The organism is Leifsonia sp. KNZ13-11D (genome assembly GCF_056754895.1).
In genome coordinates, this window is record NZ_JBPGWU010000001.1 from 453,744 (window position 1) to 472,883 (window position 19,140).

The following is a 19,140-nucleotide window of genomic DNA, read 5'->3' on the forward strand; positions in this document are numbered from 1 at the left end:
CGATCACACCCTAGTATCTGACGAAATAAAAGAACGACGTTCATTTATCGAGACACGGAGGGTGCATGGGCACGACCGTCTTCACCAGCGGGACGATCCTCGCGAGCTATCGCCCCGACGCCGCAGAGCACGACGCCGTCGCCGTCGAGGACGGCCGCATCGTCGCGGTCGGCGACGACGCGCTGGCCCGGCTGTCTACGGCCGACGAGACGGTGGATCTCGAGGGCGGCGTCCTCGCGCCGGCCTTCGCCGACGGGCACGCGCATCCCCTCCAGGGCGGCCTCGAGCAGCTCGGTCCGCAGGTCCGTGCCTGCACGTCGGTCGACGGGATCGTCGCCTGCGTGCGGGAGTGGGCGGATGCGCATCCCGGGCAGGAGTGGATCTACGGCGGCAGCTACGACGCCACACTCGCCCCAGACGGGATGTTCGACGCGCGCTGGCTCGACGCCGCCGTGCCCGACCGCCCGGTCGTGCTCCGGGCCTGGGACTATCACACGGTCTGGGTCAACTCGGAGGCCCTGCGTCGGGCGGGGATCGACGCGGCGACGCCCGAGCCCGCTCTGGGCCGCATCCCGCGCCGCGCAGACGGGTCGCCGCTCGGCATCCTGCAGGAGCCCGGCGCGGTCGACCTGCTGCTCGCGGCGGAGCCCGGCCGGACGCACGAGGAGCGCGTCGAGGCCCTGCGGCTGGCGACCGCCCACTATGCAGCACTCGGCATCGCGTGGGTGCAGGACGCGTGGGTCGAGCCGGCGGAGGTGGAGGCGTACCTGGATGCGTCAGCGCGCGGGTTCCTCTCCACCCGCGTGAATCTGGCCCTCCGCGCCGACCCGCTCAGCTGGCGCGATCAGGCGCCCGGCTTCGTGGAGGCGCGGCGCCGCGTCGAAGAACTCCGCGACCCGCTGCTCACCGCGCAGACGGTGAAGGTCTTCGTCGACGGCGTCATCGAGAACCACACCGCGGCGATGCTCGACGACTACGTGGACACTCCCGGCGACCGCGGCCTCCCGAACTGGGATGCGCGCGAGCTCGCCGATGCGGCGGTCGCCTTCGACACGCTCGGCTTCCAGTTGCACCTGCACGCGATCGGCGACGCCGCGGCGCGCACCGCGCTGGACGTCTTCGAGGAGGTCGAGCGCGTGAACGGACCGCGCGACCGCCGACCGGTGATCGCGCACGTACAGGTCGTCGACCCGGCCGACCTCCCCCGGTTCGAGCGGCTCGGCGTCATCGCCAACTTCGAGCCGCTCTGGGCGCAGCTCGACCCGATGATGCTCGACCTGACCCTGCCCCGCCTCGGCCCCGAGCGCGAGCGGCTGCAGTACCCCATCCGCACGCTGCTGGAATCGGCCGACGTCTCCTTCGGGAGCGACTGGCCGGTCAGCAGCGCCGACTGGCGGCCCGGTGTCGCGACGGCGGTCACCCGCCAGACCGACGACCGCATTCCCGCCGCGGGGTGGATCCCCGCCGAGCGCATCCCGCTCACCGATGCCCTGGAGGCGTACTCCTCCGGCGTCGCCCACCAGGCCTTCGCCCGGACACAGCGTGGCGAACTCCGGCCGGGGAGCGCCCCCGACCTGGTCTGGCTCGACACCGACCCGCGCCAGATGGAACCGCACGACCTGCGATCCGTCCGCGTGCTCGGAACCTGGGTCGACGGCGTCCGCCGCTCGGCCCCCGACCTGCACCACTCGATCGAGAGAGGCCGCACCACCACATGACCACGACCGACCTTCCCGTCCAGCCGCGCCTGAAACGCGCGCTCGGCCCGACCGCCCTCGTGCTGTTCGGGCTCACCTACCTGGCGCCGGTGACCGTGTACACGACGTACGGAATCGTCACCGAGTCGACCGACAACCACCTGCCGTCCGCCTATGTCGTCGCCCTCGTGGCGATGCTGTTCACGGCGCTGAGCTACGGCGCGATGGCGCGCGCGTATCCGGTGTCCGGCTCGGCGTACACGTATACGCAGCAGACCTTCGGCGGCCACATCGGCTTCCTCACCGGGTGGACGCTGATGCTCGACTACCTGTTCCTGCCGATGATCAACTTCCTGCTCATCGGGCTGTACCTCAACACGCAGTTCCCGGATGTGCCCGGCTGGGTGTTCGCGCTGGCATCGCTGCTGCTCGTGCTGCTGTTCAACATCCTGGGCATCACGCTGGTGAACCGCCTCAACATCGCGATCGTCGCGCTGTCGGTGCTGCTCGTCGTGGTGTTCGCGGTGCTCGCGATCAAGGAGCTCGTGACCAACCCGTCCTCGCAGACGCCGAGCCTGATCGAGCCGTTCCTGCCGGGCTCCGGCGGTCTCGGGCCGATCTTCGCGGGCGCAGCCGTGCTCGCGCTCTCGTTCCTCGGCTTCGACGCGGTGTCGACGCTCTCCGAGGAGGCGAAGAACCCGAGGCGCGACATCCCGCGCGCCATCCTGCTCACGACGCTCATCGGCGGCGCGATCTTCATCCTCGTGTCGTGGCTGGGCGCGCTGGTGTACCCGGACTGGCGCGACTTCGCCAACGTGGACTCGGCCGGCGTCGACCTGATGGCGAAGGTCGGCGGCACCTTCCTGACGTCGTTCTTCGTCGCGGTGTACGTCGTCGGCGCCTTCGGCTCCGGGATGACGACCCAGGTCAGCGTCTCGCGGATCATCTACTCGATGGGCCGCGACGGCGTGCTGCCGCGGATGTTCGGGCGGCTGCACGCGCGCTTCCGGACGCCGTGGGTCGCGGCGGTGGCGGTGTCCATCGTGTCGCTGCTGGCGCTGGTGCTCACGCTCGACCAGGCGGCGACGATGATCTCGTTCGGCGCGCTCGCGGCCTTCTCGATGGTGAACCTCTCCGTCATCCGGCACCACCTGTTCCCGAAGGGCGGACGCGCAGCGCCGTCCGCGGGGGAGTGGGTGCGCTACGGCGTGATCCCGGGGATCGGGTTCGTGCTGACCGTGTGGCTCTGGACCTCGCTCACCGTCACCACATTCATCGTGGGTCTCTCGTGGATGCTCGTCGGGGTCATCTACCTCGCGGTGCTCACGCGCGGCTTCCGCCGGAAGCCGCCGATGATGGACTTCTCCGAGAAGGAGGAGCTGGTGGAGGAGGGCGCTGCCACGGGCGCGTGAGCGCGGACTCCTGAGCACCGGCCGCGGATGCTGAGGGGCGCGCCCTCTGGTTGACTGGAGGGCGTGTCCTCCGCAGCGCCCGGCTTCCCCTACGAGCGGCTGCGCCGTCGGCCCGACGTCGAGGCGCCGAACCTGTTCGCGTCGGACGCCGCCGACCGGCTGCTCGCCGACGTCGCCGGCGACGCCGTGCTCGCCGCCGGCCTCGTGGTCATCGGCGATGCGTACGGGGCGCTCACCCTCGCGGCCGCCGCCCGGGGCGCCCGGGACATCCGCGTGCACCAGGATGCGCTGACCGGGGAACGCGCTCTCGACGCGAACGCCGCCGAGCTGGGCCTGGACGGTGCGTACGAGCACCGGCCGCTCGACGAATCCCTGCTGCGGGGTGCCCGCACTGTCCTGCTACGCCTGCCGCGCAGCCTGGACGCCCTGGCCGAGATCGCGACGCTGATCGCGGAGCACGCCCGGACCGATGTGGTGGTCTACGCGGGCGGGATGCTGAAGCACATGACCACCGCGATGAACGCCGTGCTCGCGGAGGTGTTCGGCGACGTGACGGCCTCGCTGGCCCGGCAGAAGGCGCGCGTCCTCACGGCGCGGGAGCCGCATCCCGCCGCCGCCACGGTGCTCGATCGTTGGCCGGAGCGCTCGCTCGACGCCGGCACCGGCCTCTGGGTATGCGCCCACGGTGCGGCCTTCGCCGGGACGACGGTCGACATCGGCACGCGCTTCCTCCTCTCGGTGCTCGACGATGCCGTCCCGGATGCGCGCACCGCGATCGACCTCGGCTGCGGCACCGGCCTGCTCGCGGCGGCGCTAGCCGCATCCCGGCCGGGCCTCCAGGTCGTCGCCACCGACCAGTCGGCCGCGGCCGTCGCCTCGGCAGCGGCGACCGCAGCGGCGAACGGGGTGGGAGACCGCGTCACGGTGGTGCGGGACGACGGCCTCGCCGGACAGCCGGACGCCTCCGCGGACCTCATCGTGCTCAACCCGCCGTTCCACATCGGCGGAGCCGTGCACACCGGCATCGCCCACCGGTTGTTCGCGGACGCCGGACGCGTGCTCGCGCCCGGCGGCGAGCTCTGGACGGTGTGGAACTCGCACCTCGGCTACCGTCCGGCCCTGGAACGGGTCGTCGGGCCCACCCGCCAGATCGCCCGCAACCCGAAGTTCACCGTGACCGCCTCCCGCCGCCGCGGCTGACGCGGCCGCGATCGAGCCGAGCCCGTCGGCGCGCGCCGACCGCGGCGGTTCGTAACGTCTGCGGCTCGTCGCGCAGGCGCACTCGCCCCGAACGGGCGCACTCGCCCCGAACGGGCGCACTCGCCGCGAACGGGCACTGCCGCGAACGGGCACACTCGCCGCGAACGGGCACTGCCGCGAACGGGCACTGCCGCGCAGGAGGCGTCAGCGCAGCGGGCCGCCCGACAGCACCTCGCGCACGCCGGAGACGACCAGACCCGCGGCCCCGCGCTGCAGCGACAGCTCGGCCTCGGACCGGGACGGCACGATGTGGGCCAGCACCGGCTTGTCGCCGGCGGTCATCGAGCGCCACGAGTCCGCGTCCGCCTGGTAGTCGAGACCCAGCCAGGTCCAGCGGTCTGCGGTCCGGGTGAGGAGGGACGGGTCGGCGGTGAGCTCCGTGCCGTAGTAGTAGCCCCACGTGCGATATCCGCGGCTGTACGCATCCAGCGGCCAGGCCTGCGTGGTGCAGTAGCCCTTGGCGACGAACGTCCTGGTGGGATGCGGTGCCTTCGCCATCAGCGCGAACAGTTCGCCCAGGTGCTCGGTCGGCACCACCTTGGGGTCCACGAAGATCGTGTGGGTGGCGGCGTAGGCGGCCACCAGATCGTCGAATCGCAGGTACGGCTGCTCCGGCTGGGACGGGCGCTTGGTCCCGGCAGCAGTGATGCGGTAGCGCTGGACTTCGGCCCAGGTGTGGTCTGCGGCGACGAATCCGGCGGTCCCCGAGGTGCGGTCGAGGGTCGCATCGTGCAGTCCGAACCAGACACCGTCGGAGGTCCGCGCGAGCGAGATCTCCAGCGCGTTCACGCCCAGCGCCACGGAGTTGCGGTACGCCTCCATCGACATCTCCGGCCAGTCGAGCGACCCGCCCCGGTGCGCGACGGTGAAACCGGGACGCGCGAGCAGGCGGTCGGCGAGCAGCCCATCCGCCGTTCTCCGCGGGGTGGGTGTGGGGCCCGTCCCCTTCTGGCCGCCGAGCAGTCCGGGGAGCACGACGGCTCCACCGCCCACCACGGCCGCCGCGCCGACGAGGCCGCCCGCGATGCCGCCGATCAGAGCGCGGCGCGAGACGCGGCGCGGCTCCGGGGCGGGGGCGTTCTCGTCCGGATCGGGCATGCGCAACCCTAGGCATCCCCGCCGCGGCGGATCAAGCGACCCGCTCGGGGGTGGAGCGCATGGGCCACCGCGCGACGACCCGTTCAGTCGCCAATATGGATATTCACAACGTTTTCAGAATGCGATCAGCCTTTCGACAACCGAATCCGTCGTAACACGCTTGTCCTGAACGCCGGAAGTTGCTAACGTCCCTCTATCGCACACCGGCGTTGCGCCCCAGCTACGCCGTACCCTCGACCCTCGCAGCCAGGGAGAGCAATGACGCAGACCAGTTCCCGGCCGGACGCCCCGCACGACGGTGCCGCGCACACCACGCGACGGTCGCAGCGTGCACTTTTCGTGTACTCGACGGAGAGGAGCGGGGAGCGGGGAGTGGGGAGCGGGGAGCGGCGCGCGGGCGAGGTCAGGCGGGGGTGAGGTGGATGCGCGCGCGGGGGCGGAGCGCGACGACGAGCGCGGCTGCGACGAGGCCTGCGATCGCGATCGCCCAGCCGGCCGCGAGGTACGGCCCGGCCGGGCGCACGATCGACTGGCCGGCCAGCGCCTGGGCGGTCACCAGCGCGACCGTCGCGGCGTAGACCGCCGTCGCGACGACGACCAGGCGGGTGCGCACGCGGTCGTCGGCGAGCATGGACCAGCGCCGGCCCAGCCAGCCGAGCAGCACCGCGAAGAGCGGAAGGAGCTGCAGCGCGTGCATCCCCACGAAGTGCGGGATGCGCAGATCGCCGCCCACGGTACTCCAGCCGAGCACAGGCAGCCCGGGACCTCCGTCCGGGAGCCCGACGGTGTGCGCCCCGGCGATGCCGCGGAAGTCGGCCAGCTGGGATGCCGTTGGCCCGGTCATGAGGTACGCGAGGCCCATGCCCGCGAGGGCGATGACCGCGCCCGCCCGGACGGCGAGTGTGGTCGACGGGGTGGGGAGCCGCAGGAAGAACACGGCGATCGTGGTGAGGAACGTGCAGACGTAGAGCGTCGTGATGGAGACCGCCATGATGCCCCAGATCGCGGTCGCGAGCGGGGTCGAGACGTTGAAATGGCTCGTCGTCCCCGCAGCCGCGGCCGCGACGATGAGCGCCTGCTCGACGATCAGCGCGACGGCGATCACGGTGCCGGCGGCGTGCGCGATCCGCCGCCAGCGGGGGAGGTGCGCGATCAGCCAGGCCCAGGTCACGCTGTACAGCAGGATCGACAGCGAGAACTTGAGCGGCTTGGCCCAGGTGTCCATCCCGGTGACCTGACGCGGGTCGACGAGCAGGCCGATGAGGCAGACGACGGTGCTCAGCACCATCAGGGCGGCCACCGTCATCAGCGGGCGGTGCCAGGCGAACACGGTCTTCACGGTTGTCTTCTTTCGTTGGTTACGACGGCTTGTGCGATCCGGCGCAGGCCGAGCGAGAGGGTGTCGCCGAGCACCGTGCCGACGACCATGAGCTCGGTCATCCTCGACGGATCGGGGAGGGCGCCGACGGCTCCGAGGTCGGCTTCGGCGTGGATGCGCGCGGCAGCCGCGTAGCGGTCGAGGTAGTCGTCGGGGAGGGGGAAGCCGGCCCTGTCGAACGCGTCGATCACCTGCGCGGCGATGCCGCGGCCGACGTTGTCGTCGCAGTCCGTCCATCCCGCGCGGGCGGTGAGGGCGTCGACGCGGGCGTAGGCGTCGTCCGACGGTTCGGAGACGTCCGGGACGGCGGAACGCGAGAGCGCCTGCTGCGCCACGTCGAACGTGTGGGCGATCGGTGCGTCCGGTTCGTCGAGCGCGGCCAGCACCGACTTCACGGAGGCGATGGACAGCTTGCCCACCTCGAGCATCGCGCGGATCAGCCGCAGCCGGCGCTCGTGCTGCTCGCCGTACACCGTGCGGTTGCCGCCCTGTCGCTCACCCGCGGGCAGGAGTCCTTCGCGGACGTAGTACTTGATGGTGGCGGCCGGTGTGCCGGCGCGTTCGGCGAGTTCGGAGATGAGCACGCGCTGATAGTAGCACTACCGGTAGTGTCACTACCAGTGCTGGCGCGCTTCGCCTCAGCCCGCTACGGTGAGGTATCCGAAGGGGGGATGTCGTGGGAGATGTCGTCATGTACAGCTCGGTGTCGGTGGACGGATTCATCGCGGATGAAGACGACCAGCCCGGGCCGTTGTTCGACTGGCTGCTCGACGGTGAGGTGCCGCTGGACGACGGCGGCGTGCTGAAGGTGTCGCAGACGTCGCACGACTACATCCGCGCCTATTGGGACCGGATCGGGGTCACGGTCGTCGGCCGCCACGTCTTCGACATGACGGACGGCTGGGACGGCACGCCTCCGGCGGGAGTCGACCATGTCGTCGTGGTCTCGCACCGGGGCGTACCCGAGGGCTGGGACCCCCGGGCGCCGTTCTCCTTCGTCGACGGGATCGAGCCGGCGCTGCGACGGGCCCAGGAGCTCGCGGGGGACCGCGCGGTCGAAGTCGCAGCCGGCGACGTCGGCGGCCAGGCGTTCGCCGCGGGCCTCGTCGACGAGGTGCGGATGGACGTCGTGCCCGTCGTGTTCGGCTCCGGCAAGAGGTACTTCGGGGCGGTCGACGCCCAGCAACGCCTCGATGGCCCGGTCGAGATCGTCCAGGGGGACGGCGTGCTCCACCTGCGCTACCGGGTGCGCCGCTGAGCGGGTCCGGAACCGGGCGGAGCCGTCACGCCTCGTCGCGCTTGCGGCGGGACGGCGAGTCGAGCAGGGAGAGGAAGAACAGCAGCGCGAGGAGCGCGAAGATGCTCAGCGCCGCGAGCAGGTCACTCCACGTGAAGGGGATGAACGAGCCGTCGATCGACAGCACGAAGACGGTCTCCACCGCCCCGAACACGATGAAGAAGAGACCGAGCAGCACGCGGGTCATCCGGATGTTGCGCCCGCGGCGATGCACCTCCACCCGCCGCAGCTCGACCATCAGGGTCAGGAGCAGCAGGGGCAGCACCTGGGCGAGCGTGGCGGCGGTCGCGCTGTCGATCAGCACCACACGGAGGTCGGCGGGATCCACCATGCCGACAGAGTAGCGCTCGCCCGTGCGTCTCGCTCACTCTCACGATTTGTGCCAAATCGTCGTTATGAGCGCGCCATAACCGAGATTTGGCACAAATCTCGGCCCCAAGGGCAGCGCGAACGGGAATTACCCCTCGCCATCGAAAGTTGAGCTTAGTAGACTCAAGTTTGCCCAGAACGATATGGGAAGGAACCAGATGGCGAACATGCAGGGTGCGCCCTCCACGCAGGAGGAGGCGAAGAGCGCACTCGAACAGTACGGCGTGAACCTCACGGAGATCGCCAAGAGCGGCAAGCTCGACCCGGTGATCGGGCGGGATGCCGAGATCCGTCGGGTCAGCCAGGTGCTGACCCGTCGCACCAAGAACAACCCCGTGCTCATCGGCGAGCCCGGCGTCGGCAAGACGGCGGTCGTCGAAGGCCTCGCCCAGCGCATCGTCGCGGGGGACGTGGCCGACTCGCTGAAGGGGAAGCAGCTGGTCGCGCTCGACCTGTCGGCCCTGGTCGCCGGCGCCATGTACCGCGGCCAGTTCGAGGAGCGGCTGAAGGCCGTCCTCAAGGAGATCAACGACGCCGAGGGGCAGATCATCACGTTCGTGGACGAGCTCCACATCCTGATGGGCGCCGGCGGCGGCGAGGGGTCCGTGGCGGCCTCCAACATGCTGAAGCCGATGCTCGCCCGCGGTGAACTGCGGCTCATCGGCGCCACGACGCTCAACGAGTACCGCGAGTTCATCGAGAAGGACGCGGCCCTCGAGCGCCGCTTCCAGCAGGTCTACGTCGGCGAGCCATCGGTCGAGGACACCGTCGCGATCCTGCGCGGCCTCAAGGGCCGGTACGAGGCGCACCACGGCGTGACCATCGAGGACTCCGCGCTCGTCGCGGCCGCATCCCTCTCGAACCGCTACATCACGGCCCGGCAGCTGCCCGACAAGGCGATCGACCTGATCGACGAGGCCGCCTCGCGCCTCAAGATGGAGATCGACTCGGCGCCGGTCGAGATCGACTCGCTGCAGCGGCAGGTCGAACGGATGAAGCTGGAGGAGTTCGCCCTCAAGAAGGAGAAGGACGAGGCCAGCAAGGAGCGCCTGGAGCAGCTGCGCGAACGGCTGCGCGAGCAGGAGGCCGAACTCGAGGAGCTGCAGGCGCGCTGGCGCGCTGAGAAGGCGTCCCTCAACCGGGTCGGCGAGCTGCGCTCGCAGCTGGAGGAGGCCAAGACGAAGCGCGACCTCGCGCTCCGCGACGGCCGGTACCAGGAGGCGTCCCGCATCGAGTACGAGACCATCCCGTCGATCGAGCGGGAGCTGGCGGAGGCCGAGCAGGCCGAGCACGAGCACCCGCGCATGGTGAACGAGCAGGTCACCGCCGACGACATCGCCGCGGTGGTGGCGGCGTGGACGGGCATCCCCGTCGACCGCCTCACCCAGGGCGAGACCGAGAAGCTGCTGCACCTGGAGCACGAGCTCGGGCGTCGCATCATCGGCCAGAAGAGGGCCGTGCAGGCGGTGGCGGATGCCGTCCGCCGCACCCGGGCAGGCATCTCGGACCCGGGACGCCCGACCGGCTCCTTCCTGTTCCTCGGCCCGACCGGTGTCGGCAAGACGGAGCTGGCGAAGGCGCTCGCGGCCTTCCTCTTCGACGACGAGAAGGCCATGGTCCGCATCGACATGAGCGAGTACGGCGAGAAGTTCTCCGTGTCCCGCCTCGTCGGCGCGCCTCCCGGGTATGTCGGTTACGAGCAGGGCGGCCAGCTGACGGAGGCCGTCCGGCGTCGTCCGTACTCGGTGATCCTCCTCGACGAGGTCGAGAAGGCCCACCCCGAGGTCTTCGACGTGCTGCTGCAGGTGCTCGACGACGGTCGCCTGACCGACGGACAGGGCCGCACGGTCGACTTCCGGAACACGATCCTCATCCTCACGTCGAACCTCGGCAGCCAGTACCTGGTCGACCCGACGCTGAACCCGACGGAGCGCGAGGAGGCGGTGCTGCAGATGGTGCGGCAGGCGTTCAAGCCGGAGTTCGTCAACCGTCTCGACGACATCGTCGTGTTCTCCGCGCTCACGCAGGAGGAGCTGGGCGAGATCGTCGAACTGGGCATCGACCACCTGATGCAGCGGCTCACCGAGCGCCGGCTCGAGCTGGCGGTCACCCCGGACGCCCGGGCGTGGCTCGCGGAGCGCGGCTACGACCCGATCTACGGCGCCCGCCCGCTCCGGCGGCTCATGCAGCGCGAGATCGAGGACCGTCTCGCCACCGCGCTGCTCGCCGGTGAGATCCGCGACGGCGACCTGGTCCGGGTCGATCTGGACCGCGACGCCGACCACCTCACCGTCGGCGCGGTGCGCGAATAGCGTCCCCCCGAAGAGCATCACCCACGAGGCGCCGCCCGGTCACCGGGCGGCGCCTCGAGTGCGCGTAGGCTCGGACCATGCGTGCTGCTGTCATCCACGGGGAGCGCGATGTGCGCCTCGAAGACGTCCCCACCCCCACCCTGTTCACCGGCTCCGGATCCGACGGCCTCGACGCCGTCGTCCGGGTGGTCGCCGCCTGCGTCTGCGGCAGCGACCTGTGGCCCTACCGCGGCGTCACCCCGACGCACGAGCCCCACCGCATCGGCCACGAGTTCGTCGGCGTGGTCGAGGAGGTCGGCGCCAACGTTCGCACCATCACGCCCGGCGACTTCGTCATCGCACCGTTCTACGACTGCGACATGACCTGCGTGAACTGCCGCAACGGCGTCAGCACGTCGTGTCTGCACGGCGGCTGGTGGGGCGCGAAGGACCGCATCGGCGGCTTCGCCGACGGCGGCCAGGGCGAGTTCGTCCGCGTCCCGCACGCCGACGGCTCCCTCGTGGCGACGCCCGAGTACCCGCGCGCCGAGCTCATCCCGAGCCTGCTGACCCTGTCGGATGTGATGGGCACCGGCCACCACGCCGCCGTCTCGGCCGGCGTCACCGAGGGCAGCACGGTCGTCGTCGTCGGTGACGGCGCGGTCGGCCTGTGCGCGGTGCTCGCCTCGAAGCGGCTCGGCGCCTCCCGCATCGTCGCCATGTCGCGGCACGAGTCCCGGCAGGCGCTCGCCCGGGAGTTCGGCGCGACGGACATCGTCGCGGAGCGCGGCGACGCCGGTGTGGCCGCCGTGAAGGAGCTGTTCGACGGGATCGGCGCGGACTGCGTGCTGGAGGCGGTCGGCACGAAGGAGTCGATGGATCAGGCGATCCGCTCGGCGCGCCCCGGCGGCATGGTCGGCTACGTCGGCGTGCCGAACGGTGGCCCCGAGCTGCCCGTCCGCCCGCTGTTCCAGAGCAACATCGGCGTGAACGGCGGGGTCGCTCCCGTGCGCAACTACGTCGAGGATCTGCTGCAGGATGTCTGGTCCGGCGCCATCGAGCCGGGCAGGGTATTCGACCTGGAGGTGCCGCTCGACGAGATCGCCGAGGCCTACGCCGCCATGGACGAGCGCCGCGCGATCAAGACGCTCGTGCGTCCCTGACCCGGGCGGTCCCCGGGCGTCGAGGGCGCCCGGGGACCGCACCGGGTGGCCGGGAATACCAGCGGGGTCGATGTGTTTACATGGGTATAGCCAGGCAATGGAGCCGCATCCCCTGTACCTCAGCATCCCTGGAGCATCCATGTCCCTCGCATCCACCCCCGTCCGCACCGCCGAGACCTCTGTCCCGCTTCTGCCCGTGCTCGCCGAGCGCTGGAGCCCCCGGGCGTTCGACCCGGTCGCCCCCGTCGATGAGGACAAGCTCACCGCCGCCCTCGAGGCCGCGCGCTGGTCGCCGTCCGCCGCGAACACGCAGCCGTGGCGCTTCATCGTCGCGCGTCGCGGCTCCGAGGCGTTCGACGCCATCGTCGCGAACCTGATGGGCTTCAACCAGGTGTGGGCCGGCAGCGCCGGCGTCCTCATCGTGGCCGTCGCCGAGCTGGTCGACGCCGAGGGCAAGGAGCGCCGCTGGGCCACGTACGACCTCGGTCAGGCGGTCGCGCACCTGAGCATCCAGGCCCACCACGACGGCCTGCACGTGCACCAGATGGGCGGGTTCGACGTGGACGGCCTGCGCCGCGCGTTCGAGATCGACGCGAGCTTCGAGCCCGTCTCGGTCACCGCTCTCGGAACGGTGGGGGACGCGGAGTCGCTGCCCGAGCCGCTCCGCCAGCGCGAGCAGGCCCCGCGCACCCGTCTGCCGCTCGCGGACATCGTCGTCGTCAACGACTGACACCAGACGATCTCGCTCGAAGGGGCGGTCGCCGATCCGGCGGCCGCCCCTTCGTCGTGTGAACGGCATGTGTCACAGGTGTAAAAGTTCGTCACATTAACCGAGCGCCCGAGGAACCCTCGACCGGGGGACAAGATCGGGGCGGTCCGGGCGTGTCACCGACCGGCTCCTTGGAGCGTTCGGCGAGGCCGCAAAGGGCCTCTGATCGGCTCTTTCTCATCGGCCGCGCCGCTTCGGAGCGTTCGCTCACCGCTTCCACCAGGCTGTCCGCCGGACGACGGACCCGCGGTTCGCGAACGCTCCGCGACACGCCGGAACGGCCGCGTCGACCCCCTCTTGCGGGTCACTCGACGCCTCCCGTAGAACTGACCTCACCCGAACCCGACCAGATCCCCAGCGCCGCGGATTCCACCCCCACGACTGTGAGAGGTCCCGTCCGTGTTCATCTTCCTGTTGCAGCTCCGCCACATGCTCGGCGGTCATCCGGAGTTCTATCTCTTCGCCATCTACTCGGCCCTGATCTGGGTCATCTGGATCGTCAAGGTGCTCATGTCGCGCCGCTACCGGGCCTACACCGGGGAGTTCCACGGCACCACCAGCGTCGTGGTCCCCGTGGTCGACGAGCCGCTCGACCTGTTCCGCGATGTGCTCGGCCGGATGGTGGAGCAGCGGCCGGGCGAGATCATCGTCGTGATCAACGGCGCCCCCAACCCCGAGCTGGCGGAGGTGTGCGAAGAGTTCGCCCCGCTCGTACGGTGGGTCCACACGCCCATCCCGGGCAAGCGCAACGCGGTCATGATCGGGACGAAGATGTCGACCGGTGAGATCACGGTGCTGGTCGACTCGGACACCATCTGGACCGAAGGCACCCTCGCCGAACTCGTCAAGCCGTTCGCCGACCAGCGGGTCGGCGGTGTGACCACCAAGCAGCGCATCCTGGAGCCGACCCGCAGCTGGATCACCCGGTGGGCCGACTGGCTGGAGAACTCCCGCGCGCTCTACTCGATGCCCGCGCAGAGCGTCGTCGGCCAGATCGGCTGCCTTCCCGGCCGGACCATCGCGTTCCGCCGCTCGATCCTGATGCGCGTCATGGACAAGTTCATGACCGAGAAGTTCCTCGGCGTGTTCCTCGAAGTCTCCGACGATCGGACACTGACCAACCTCACGCTGAAGGAGGGCTACCGCACCGTCTACCAGCACACCAGCCTGGTCTACACGGACGCCCCGCTGAAGGTGAAGAAGCTCTTCAAGCAGCAGCTCCGCTGGGCCCGCGGCAGCCAGTACAACACGCTGCGGATGCTGCCGTGGATGCTCGGGCACGCGCCGGTGCTGGCGTTCTTCTTCGTGATGGACATCATCCTGCCGTTCATGCTGGCGGGCGTCATCGGCGGCTGGATCTACCGGTCGATCACCGGCGGCGGCTACAACTTCTACCAGGGCTTCCTGAAGTCCTACGGGATCGAGGGCGGCATCCTCACCGTCGTGGCACTGATGGTCGCGTCGTCGGTGATCAGCATGTCCATCCGGCAGATCCGCCACCTCTCCGAGAAGCCGAGCGACTTCTTCCGCCTGCCGGTGTTCATCATCGTCTCGACGTTCTTCCTCATGCCGATCCGCCTGATCGGGTTCTTCCGGATGGCGCACGCCAGTGGATGGGGAACCCGCGCCGGCGCCTATGCCGGCGGCCCGGGCGAGATCAGCTCCGAGGAGGAGATCGCGGCGCACACCACCGCGGCCGCTCCGTCGGGTCACATGTCCCCGGCGCTCCCGGACTCCGTCGGCGGAATGACCACCGCGACCGCACTGGCCACCCGCACGCAGCTCGCCACCCGGGCCGAGGTCAAGGCCGCAGCGACCGCTCCCGCTCCCAAGCCCGCGAAGAACCGACGCCGCAGGCTCAACCCGCTCGCCGTCATCCCGTACCTGATCGGTATCGCGATCCTGACCCTGGAGGCTCTCTTCCTTGTCTGACCAGACCGCTCCCTCGCGGACCGCCGCCTGGTGGTCCGAGTCCAAGTCCCGCTCGCAGGCCACGGCGGCCGCGGCCATCGTGCTCACGGCCGTGCTCGTCGGCATCTCGGCCTACGTCTGGGTGTCGCCGACGGGAGCGCCGCTCCGCAAGGTCGTCGGGCAGGCCGCCGAGGTGATCAACCCGATGGCGGCCCAGAACGCCGAGCTGAAGCGCAACCTCGACCGCGCCACGGAGACCATCGCGTCCCAGAAGGGGAAGCTGACCGCTCTGCAGAAGGCGTCCCTCGCGGCTCAGGCGGCCGCGGCCAAGCAGCTCGCCACCGCCCAGCAGAGGGCGGCAGCGGCCGAAGGGCAGCTCTCCAGCGTGCAGGCCCAGCTCTCCGCCGCCCAGGCGAAGGGCAGTGCCGACTCGTCGAGCGCTGCGGGCTCCAACGCCTCGACGGGATCCGGCACGGGTGGCGGCTCCTCCGCCACCCCGATCACCGCCCCGTCGCGCGCCGCCCTGCTGAACCCGGCCAAGCGCTACTTCGGCATGTACACCGAGCAGGCGCCCTTCAACTGGGCGACGTTCGACGCGACCAGCGCGAAGGTCGGCGTCGCGCCCAACATGGTCGGCTACTTCAGCGGCTGGGACGAGAACTTCCGGGCCAATGCGGTCACCCGCGCCTGGCAGCAGGGCCGGATGCCGATGATGACGTGGGAGTCGCGTCCCATCGACGCGGGCAACGACGTCGTGGATGCGCCGGCATACTCGCTGCCCAACATCATCCGCGGCGACTTCGACTCGTACCTGCGCCAGTACGCCAAGGACATCGTGGCCACCGGCCTGCCGCTGGCGATCCGCCTCGACCACGAGATGAACGGCATCTGGTACCCGTGGTCCGAGACCGACGGCCAGGGCAACTCGATCAACGGCAACAGCCCGGGCGACTATGTGACGATGTGGCGCCACGTCCACGACATCTTCCAGCAGGAGGGCGCCAACAACCTGGTCATCTGGGTCTGGGCGCCGAACATCGTCAACAACCTGCCCGCCACGCACAAGGCACCCGGCTACCTCGAGTCGCTCTACCCGGGTGACGCGTACGTCGACTGGGTGGGACTCTCGGGCTACCTGCGGCCGCCGTACAAGCCCGACAACGACTTCAGCTTCGACTACACGTTCAAAGCGAGCCTGGACGAGCTGCGCTCCATCACGAGCAAGCCGATCATCCTCGCCGAGGTCGGGGCGTCGGAGACGGACGGCCACAAGGCCGCCTGGGTCACGTCCTTCTTCCAGGCGCTCGGGAAACCCGAGAACTCCGACATCATCGGCTTCTCCTGGTTCAACCTCGCGGTGACCAGTTACGTCGAAGGCGTCCGCGCCACCAACGACTGGCGCATCGATTCCCGGGCGGATTCGCTCTCCGCCTTCATCACCGGCCTGACCAGACCTGAGGACGACTTCGCCCTCACTCCCGCTCCCTGACCACCAGAAAGGACGATCCCATGACCGCTCCGAAGAAGTCCGCAGACCAGCCCGCCCCGCGCATCAGCGTGATCGGCACCGGCTATCTCGGCGCCACCCACGCGGCCGCCATGGCGGAGCTCGGCTTCGACGTCGTCGGCGTCGACACCGACCCGCGCAAGGTCGAAGAGCTGAAGGAGGGACGCGCTCCGTTCTTCGAGCCCGGCCTGCCGGAGCTCATCCGCCGGAACGTCTCCGCCGGCCGCCTCACGTTCACCACGGATCTGGCCGAGGCGGTGGCCGTGTCGGATGTTCACTTCATCTGCGTCGGCACGCCCCAGCAGTCGGGTTCCTTCGCCGCCAACCTCTCGTATGTGGAGGCTGCTGCGCGCGGGATCGCCGAGAACCTCACCCACGACGGCCTGATCGTCGGCAAGTCGACCGTGCCGGTCGGCACCGGCGCGCGCCTCCGGGCGATCGTCGCGGACGCGGTGCCCGCGGGCATCGGCGTCGAGCTGGTGTGGAACCCCGAGTTCCTGCGCGAGGGCAAGGCGGTGGAGGACACGCTGTCGCCCGACCGCCTCGTGTTCGGCGGCACCTCGGCTCGCTCGGAGGCGACCCTCCGCCGCATCTACCAGAAGCCGATCGCCGAGGGCTCTCCGGTGCTCGTCGCCGACCTGCCGACCGCCGAGCTGGTGAAGGTCAGCGCCAACGCGTTCCTCGCCACCAAGATCTCGTTCATCAACGCGATCGCGGAGGTCTGCGACGCGGCGGGAGCGGACGTCTCCCTCCTGGCGGACGCGCTGGGCCACGACAAGCGGATCGGGCGGCAGTTCCTCAACGCCGGGCTGGGCTTCGGCGGCGGCTGCCTCCCGAAGGACATCCGCGCCCTCATGTACCGCTCGAACGAGCTCGGCGCCCACGCGGCGGTCGGGCTGCTGCAGCAGGTCGACGAGATCAACATGGGCCGCCGCCAGCGGGTCATGGATCTGGCCCTGAAGGCGCTCGGCGGCTCCGTTCTCAACCGCCGGATCGGCGTGCTCGGCGCCGCGTTCAAGCCGCACACGGACGACGTGCGCGACTCGCCGGCGCTCAACGTCGCGGCCGCCCTGCACCTCCGCGGCGCCCAGGTGGTCGTGTACGACCCGCAGGCCCGGGAGACCGCGCAGCGGCTCTTCCCGACGCTCGGTTACGCCGACTCGATGGAGGAGGCGCTGACCGGCGCCGACCTGACGGTCGTGCTGACCGAGTGGGACGAGTTCACGTCCGCCGACCCGGCGGCGCTCGCATCCATCGTCCGCAACCGCGCCGTCATCGACGGCCGCAACTGCCTCGATGCCCGAGCGTGGAGCCGTGCCGGCTGGTCGCTCTACGCCATGGGCACCGTCCCCGAGGTCGCGCCCCTGGCCGACGACCTCGCCGCCCTGGCCCCCGTCCGCTGACCCGACCTCGCCACCACCTTTCGTCGAGGTGCACGTTGTTGCGCAGTCGCACGGCGTGTCGACCACAACAACGTGCACCTCGGCGAGGAAGACAAGGAGAACGACCATGACCAGTTATGTGACGAAGGCCGTCATTCCGGCGGCGGGGCTCGGCACCCGCTTCCTTCCGGCGACCAAGGCGATGCCCAAGGAAATGCTCCCGGTGGTCGACAAGCCGGCGATCCAGTACGTCGTCGAGGAGGCCGTCACCTCCGGCCTCCACGACGTGCTGCTGGTGACCGGCCGCAACAAGAACGCGCTCGAGAACCACTTCGACCGCAACGCGGAACTCGAGGACGCCCTGGCGAAGAAGGGCGACCACGACAGGCTGCTGCAGGTCAGCTACTCCACGTCGCTCGCCGACATGCACTATGTGCGACAGGGCGACCCGAAGGGACTCGGCCACGCCGTGCTCCGCGCCAAGATGCACATCGGGCACGAGCCGTTCGCGGTACTGCTCGGCGATGACATCATCGACGCCCGCGACCCGCTGCTCGCGCGGATGCTGGAGGTGCAGCACGCGCTCAACACGACCGTCGTCGCGCTGATGGAGGTGCCGCCCGAGTCCATCCACCTGTACGGCGCCGCCGCGGTGGTGGAGACGGACGACGACGACGTGGTGCGGATCACCGGTCTGGTCGAGAAGCCGAGCCGCGATAACGCACCGTCGAACTACGCGGTCATCGGTCGTTACGTGCTGCGCCCGGAGATCTTCGACATCCTGGAGAAGACCGAGCCGGGCAAGGGCGGCGAGATCCAGCTGACCGACGCGCTACAGGGCCTCGCGACCGCTCCCGCCTGGACCGGCGGTGTGCACGGGGTCATCTTCCGCGGGCGGCGCTACGACACCGGCGACCGGCTGGACTACCTCAAGGCGATCGTGCAGCTGGCGGTCGCCCGCGAGGATCTGGGCCCGGAGCTGCTGCCCTGGCTGAAGGAGTTCGCCACGACGGCGGGGCCCGCGGAGACCGCGCCCATCCCGACGCTGCCGGTGCTGCCGTCGCTGGTCCCGGCCGCGCTCGCCCCGGCCGGCGCTCCCGAGGCGCGCGTGACCCCCGCCAAACCGGCGGCGAAGCGGGTGGCGCCCGTCAAGGCGCCCGCACCGGCCGCCGGCGAGCCGGAGCTGGAGCTGGAGGCCGCGGTCGGCGCCTGAGACCCGGTCCGCGCGGGAGGCGCACCCCCGACCACACGCCTCCCGCGCGGATCGACCGCCGCGCTGGGCGGGCGGTCAGTCGAGGCCGAGCCGCTTCAGAGTGTGCTTCTCGCCGTGGCCCGGATCGGTCTCGATCTCGTCGATCGCGATCGGGATGCTGGGCCCGACGGCCAGCCAGACGAATCCGTCGCGGTGCACGAGCGGTACGAGGTCGGTGGTCCCGTCGCGCAGCAGTGTCCGCACCCGCTTCAGCAGCGCGTAGCCTTCGGAGGGCTTCGTCACGTAGGTCTTGCGGCGGTAGTGGATGACGTGGGCGACGGTCTTGGCGCTCAGCCCGGCGACCTCGGCGTCGGGCAGCACCTCGGCATCCACGGTTCGAAGTCTCGGTTCGGG

16 protein-coding genes are annotated in these 19,140 nt (G+C 70.4%); 11 read left to right on the forward strand and 5 right to left on the reverse strand.

Annotated features, from left to right (window positions below; translation table 11 throughout):
* The first annotated feature begins 65 nt into the window (after positions 1-65).
* The 3 genes from ACR9Y5_RS02330 to ACR9Y5_RS02340 all read left to right on the forward strand — a co-directional run bounded on the left by ACR9Y5_RS02330 (position 66) and on the right by ACR9Y5_RS02340 (position 4,309).
* Positions 66-1,718: an amidohydrolase gene (locus tag ACR9Y5_RS02330; RefSeq protein WP_481296443.1), complete on the forward strand. Its 1,653-nt coding sequence runs from the start codon at positions 66-68 to the stop codon at positions 1,716-1,718.
* Positions 1,715-3,109: an APC family permease gene (locus ACR9Y5_RS02335; protein WP_481296444.1), complete on the forward strand. Its 1,395-nt coding sequence runs from the start codon at positions 1,715-1,717 to the stop codon at positions 3,107-3,109. Before ACR9Y5_RS02330 ends, ACR9Y5_RS02335 begins: the two co-directional genes overlap by 4 nt.
* A 63-nt stretch (positions 3,110-3,172) precedes the next feature.
* Positions 3,173-4,309, forward strand: a complete 1,137-nt coding sequence (locus ACR9Y5_RS02340) for a class I SAM-dependent methyltransferase (protein ID WP_481296445.1) — start codon at positions 3,173-3,175, stop codon at positions 4,307-4,309.
* Between the two features lie 204 nt (positions 4,310-4,513).
* Here the strand turns inward: ACR9Y5_RS02340 and ACR9Y5_RS02345 are convergent, their stop codons facing one another.
* The 3 genes from ACR9Y5_RS02345 to ACR9Y5_RS02355 all read right to left on the reverse strand — a co-directional run bounded on the left by ACR9Y5_RS02345 (position 4,514) and on the right by ACR9Y5_RS02355 (position 7,429).
* Positions 4,514-5,467 carry a glycerophosphodiester phosphodiesterase gene (locus tag ACR9Y5_RS02345; protein ID WP_481296446.1) on the reverse strand — a complete coding sequence of 318 codons (954 nt, stop codon included), beginning with the start codon at positions 5,465-5,467 and terminating at the stop codon, positions 4,514-4,516.
* 403 nt (positions 5,468-5,870) lie between these two features.
* Positions 5,871-6,806, reverse strand: a complete 936-nt coding sequence (locus ACR9Y5_RS02350; RefSeq protein WP_481296447.1) for a hypothetical protein — start codon at positions 6,804-6,806, stop codon at positions 5,871-5,873.
* A complete protein-coding gene (locus tag ACR9Y5_RS02355; RefSeq protein WP_481296448.1) occupies positions 6,803-7,429 on the reverse strand; it encodes a MerR family transcriptional regulator in 627 nt (208 codons plus the stop codon). Before ACR9Y5_RS02355 ends, ACR9Y5_RS02350 begins: the two co-directional genes overlap by 4 nt.
* A gap of 92 nt (positions 7,430-7,521) precedes the next feature.
* Here ACR9Y5_RS02355 and ACR9Y5_RS02360 point away from each other — a divergent pair, with 92 nt between their 5' ends.
* Positions 7,522-8,103, forward strand: coding sequence for a dihydrofolate reductase family protein (locus ACR9Y5_RS02360; RefSeq protein WP_481296449.1), 582 nt, complete (start codon positions 7,522-7,524; stop codon positions 8,101-8,103).
* A 25-nt stretch (positions 8,104-8,128) separates the two neighbouring features.
* Here the strand turns inward: ACR9Y5_RS02360 and ACR9Y5_RS02365 are convergent, their stop codons facing one another.
* Positions 8,129-8,473, reverse strand: coding sequence for a hypothetical protein (locus tag ACR9Y5_RS02365; protein WP_481296450.1), 345 nt, complete (start codon positions 8,471-8,473; stop codon positions 8,129-8,131).
* Positions 8,474-8,669: 196 nt separating this feature from the next.
* On the opposite strand from ACR9Y5_RS02365, the gene ACR9Y5_RS02370 reads away from it, so the two are divergent.
* From ACR9Y5_RS02370 to galU, 7 genes are all read left to right on the forward strand, one after another.
* On the forward strand, positions 8,670-10,823 hold the full coding sequence (locus tag ACR9Y5_RS02370; protein ID WP_481296451.1) for an ATP-dependent Clp protease ATP-binding subunit: 2,154 nt from the start codon (positions 8,670-8,672) through the stop codon (positions 10,821-10,823).
* 77 nt (positions 10,824-10,900) lie between these two features.
* Positions 10,901-11,965, forward strand: a complete 1,065-nt coding sequence (locus ACR9Y5_RS02375) for a zinc-dependent alcohol dehydrogenase family protein (RefSeq protein ID WP_481296452.1) — start codon at positions 10,901-10,903, stop codon at positions 11,963-11,965.
* 139 nt (positions 11,966-12,104) lie between these two features.
* Entirely contained in the window at positions 12,105-12,695 is a 591-nt protein-coding gene (locus ACR9Y5_RS02380; protein ID WP_481299507.1) for a nitroreductase family protein, read from the forward strand.
* Positions 12,696-13,133: 438 nt separating this feature from the next.
* Positions 13,134-14,666, forward strand: a complete 1,533-nt coding sequence (locus ACR9Y5_RS02385; RefSeq protein WP_481296453.1) for a glycosyltransferase family 2 protein — start codon at positions 13,134-13,136, stop codon at positions 14,664-14,666.
* Positions 14,659-16,134, forward strand: a complete 1,476-nt coding sequence (locus ACR9Y5_RS02390) for a glycoside hydrolase family 26 protein (RefSeq protein ID WP_481296454.1) — start codon at positions 14,659-14,661, stop codon at positions 16,132-16,134. Before ACR9Y5_RS02385 ends, ACR9Y5_RS02390 begins: the two co-directional genes overlap by 8 nt.
* Before the next feature lie 20 nt (positions 16,135-16,154).
* Positions 16,155-17,555, forward strand: coding sequence for a UDP-glucose dehydrogenase family protein (locus ACR9Y5_RS02395; RefSeq protein WP_481296455.1), 1,401 nt, complete (start codon positions 16,155-16,157; stop codon positions 17,553-17,555).
* Positions 17,556-17,661: 106 nt separating this feature from the next.
* Positions 17,662-18,747: a UTP--glucose-1-phosphate uridylyltransferase GalU gene (gene galU, locus ACR9Y5_RS02400; RefSeq protein WP_481296456.1), complete on the forward strand. Its 1,086-nt coding sequence runs from the start codon at positions 17,662-17,664 to the stop codon at positions 18,745-18,747.
* 75 nt (positions 18,748-18,822) lie between these two features.
* On the opposite strand, the gene ACR9Y5_RS02405 is transcribed toward galU, so the two are convergent.
* The gene (locus tag ACR9Y5_RS02405; RefSeq protein WP_481296457.1) at positions 18,823-19,119 is read right to left on the reverse strand and encodes a hypothetical protein; all 297 of its coding nucleotides are present in this window, start codon (positions 19,117-19,119) and stop codon (positions 18,823-18,825) included.
* Positions 19,120-19,140 lie beyond the last annotated feature (21 nt).

Bases quoted from the DNA above. Each gene is read 5' to 3' on its own strand.
- ACR9Y5_RS02370 (WP_481296451.1), top strand. From the start codon at position 8,670: ATGGCGAACATGCAGGGTGCGCCCTCCACGCAGGAGGAGGCGAAGAGC.
- ACR9Y5_RS02380 (WP_481299507.1), top strand. From the start codon at position 12,105: ATGTCCCTCGCATCCACCCCCGTCCGCACCGCCGAGACCTCTGTCCCG.
- ACR9Y5_RS02345 (WP_481296446.1), bottom strand. From the start codon at position 5,467: ATGCCCGATCCGGACGAGAACGCCCCCGCCCCGGAGCCGCGCCGCGTC.
- ACR9Y5_RS02395 (WP_481296455.1), top strand. From the start codon at position 16,155: ATGACCGCTCCGAAGAAGTCCGCAGACCAGCCCGCCCCGCGCATCAGC.
- ACR9Y5_RS02365 (WP_481296450.1), bottom strand. From the start codon at position 8,473: ATGGTGGATCCCGCCGACCTCCGTGTGGTGCTGATCGACAGCGCGACC.
- galU (WP_481296456.1), top strand. From the start codon at position 17,662: ATGACCAGTTATGTGACGAAGGCCGTCATTCCGGCGGCGGGGCTCGGC.
- ACR9Y5_RS02335 (WP_481296444.1), top strand. From the start codon at position 1,715: ATGACCACGACCGACCTTCCCGTCCAGCCGCGCCTGAAACGCGCGCTC.
- ACR9Y5_RS02375 (WP_481296452.1), top strand. From the start codon at position 10,901: ATGCGTGCTGCTGTCATCCACGGGGAGCGCGATGTGCGCCTCGAAGAC.
- ACR9Y5_RS02330 (WP_481296443.1), top strand. From the start codon at position 66: ATGGGCACGACCGTCTTCACCAGCGGGACGATCCTCGCGAGCTATCGC.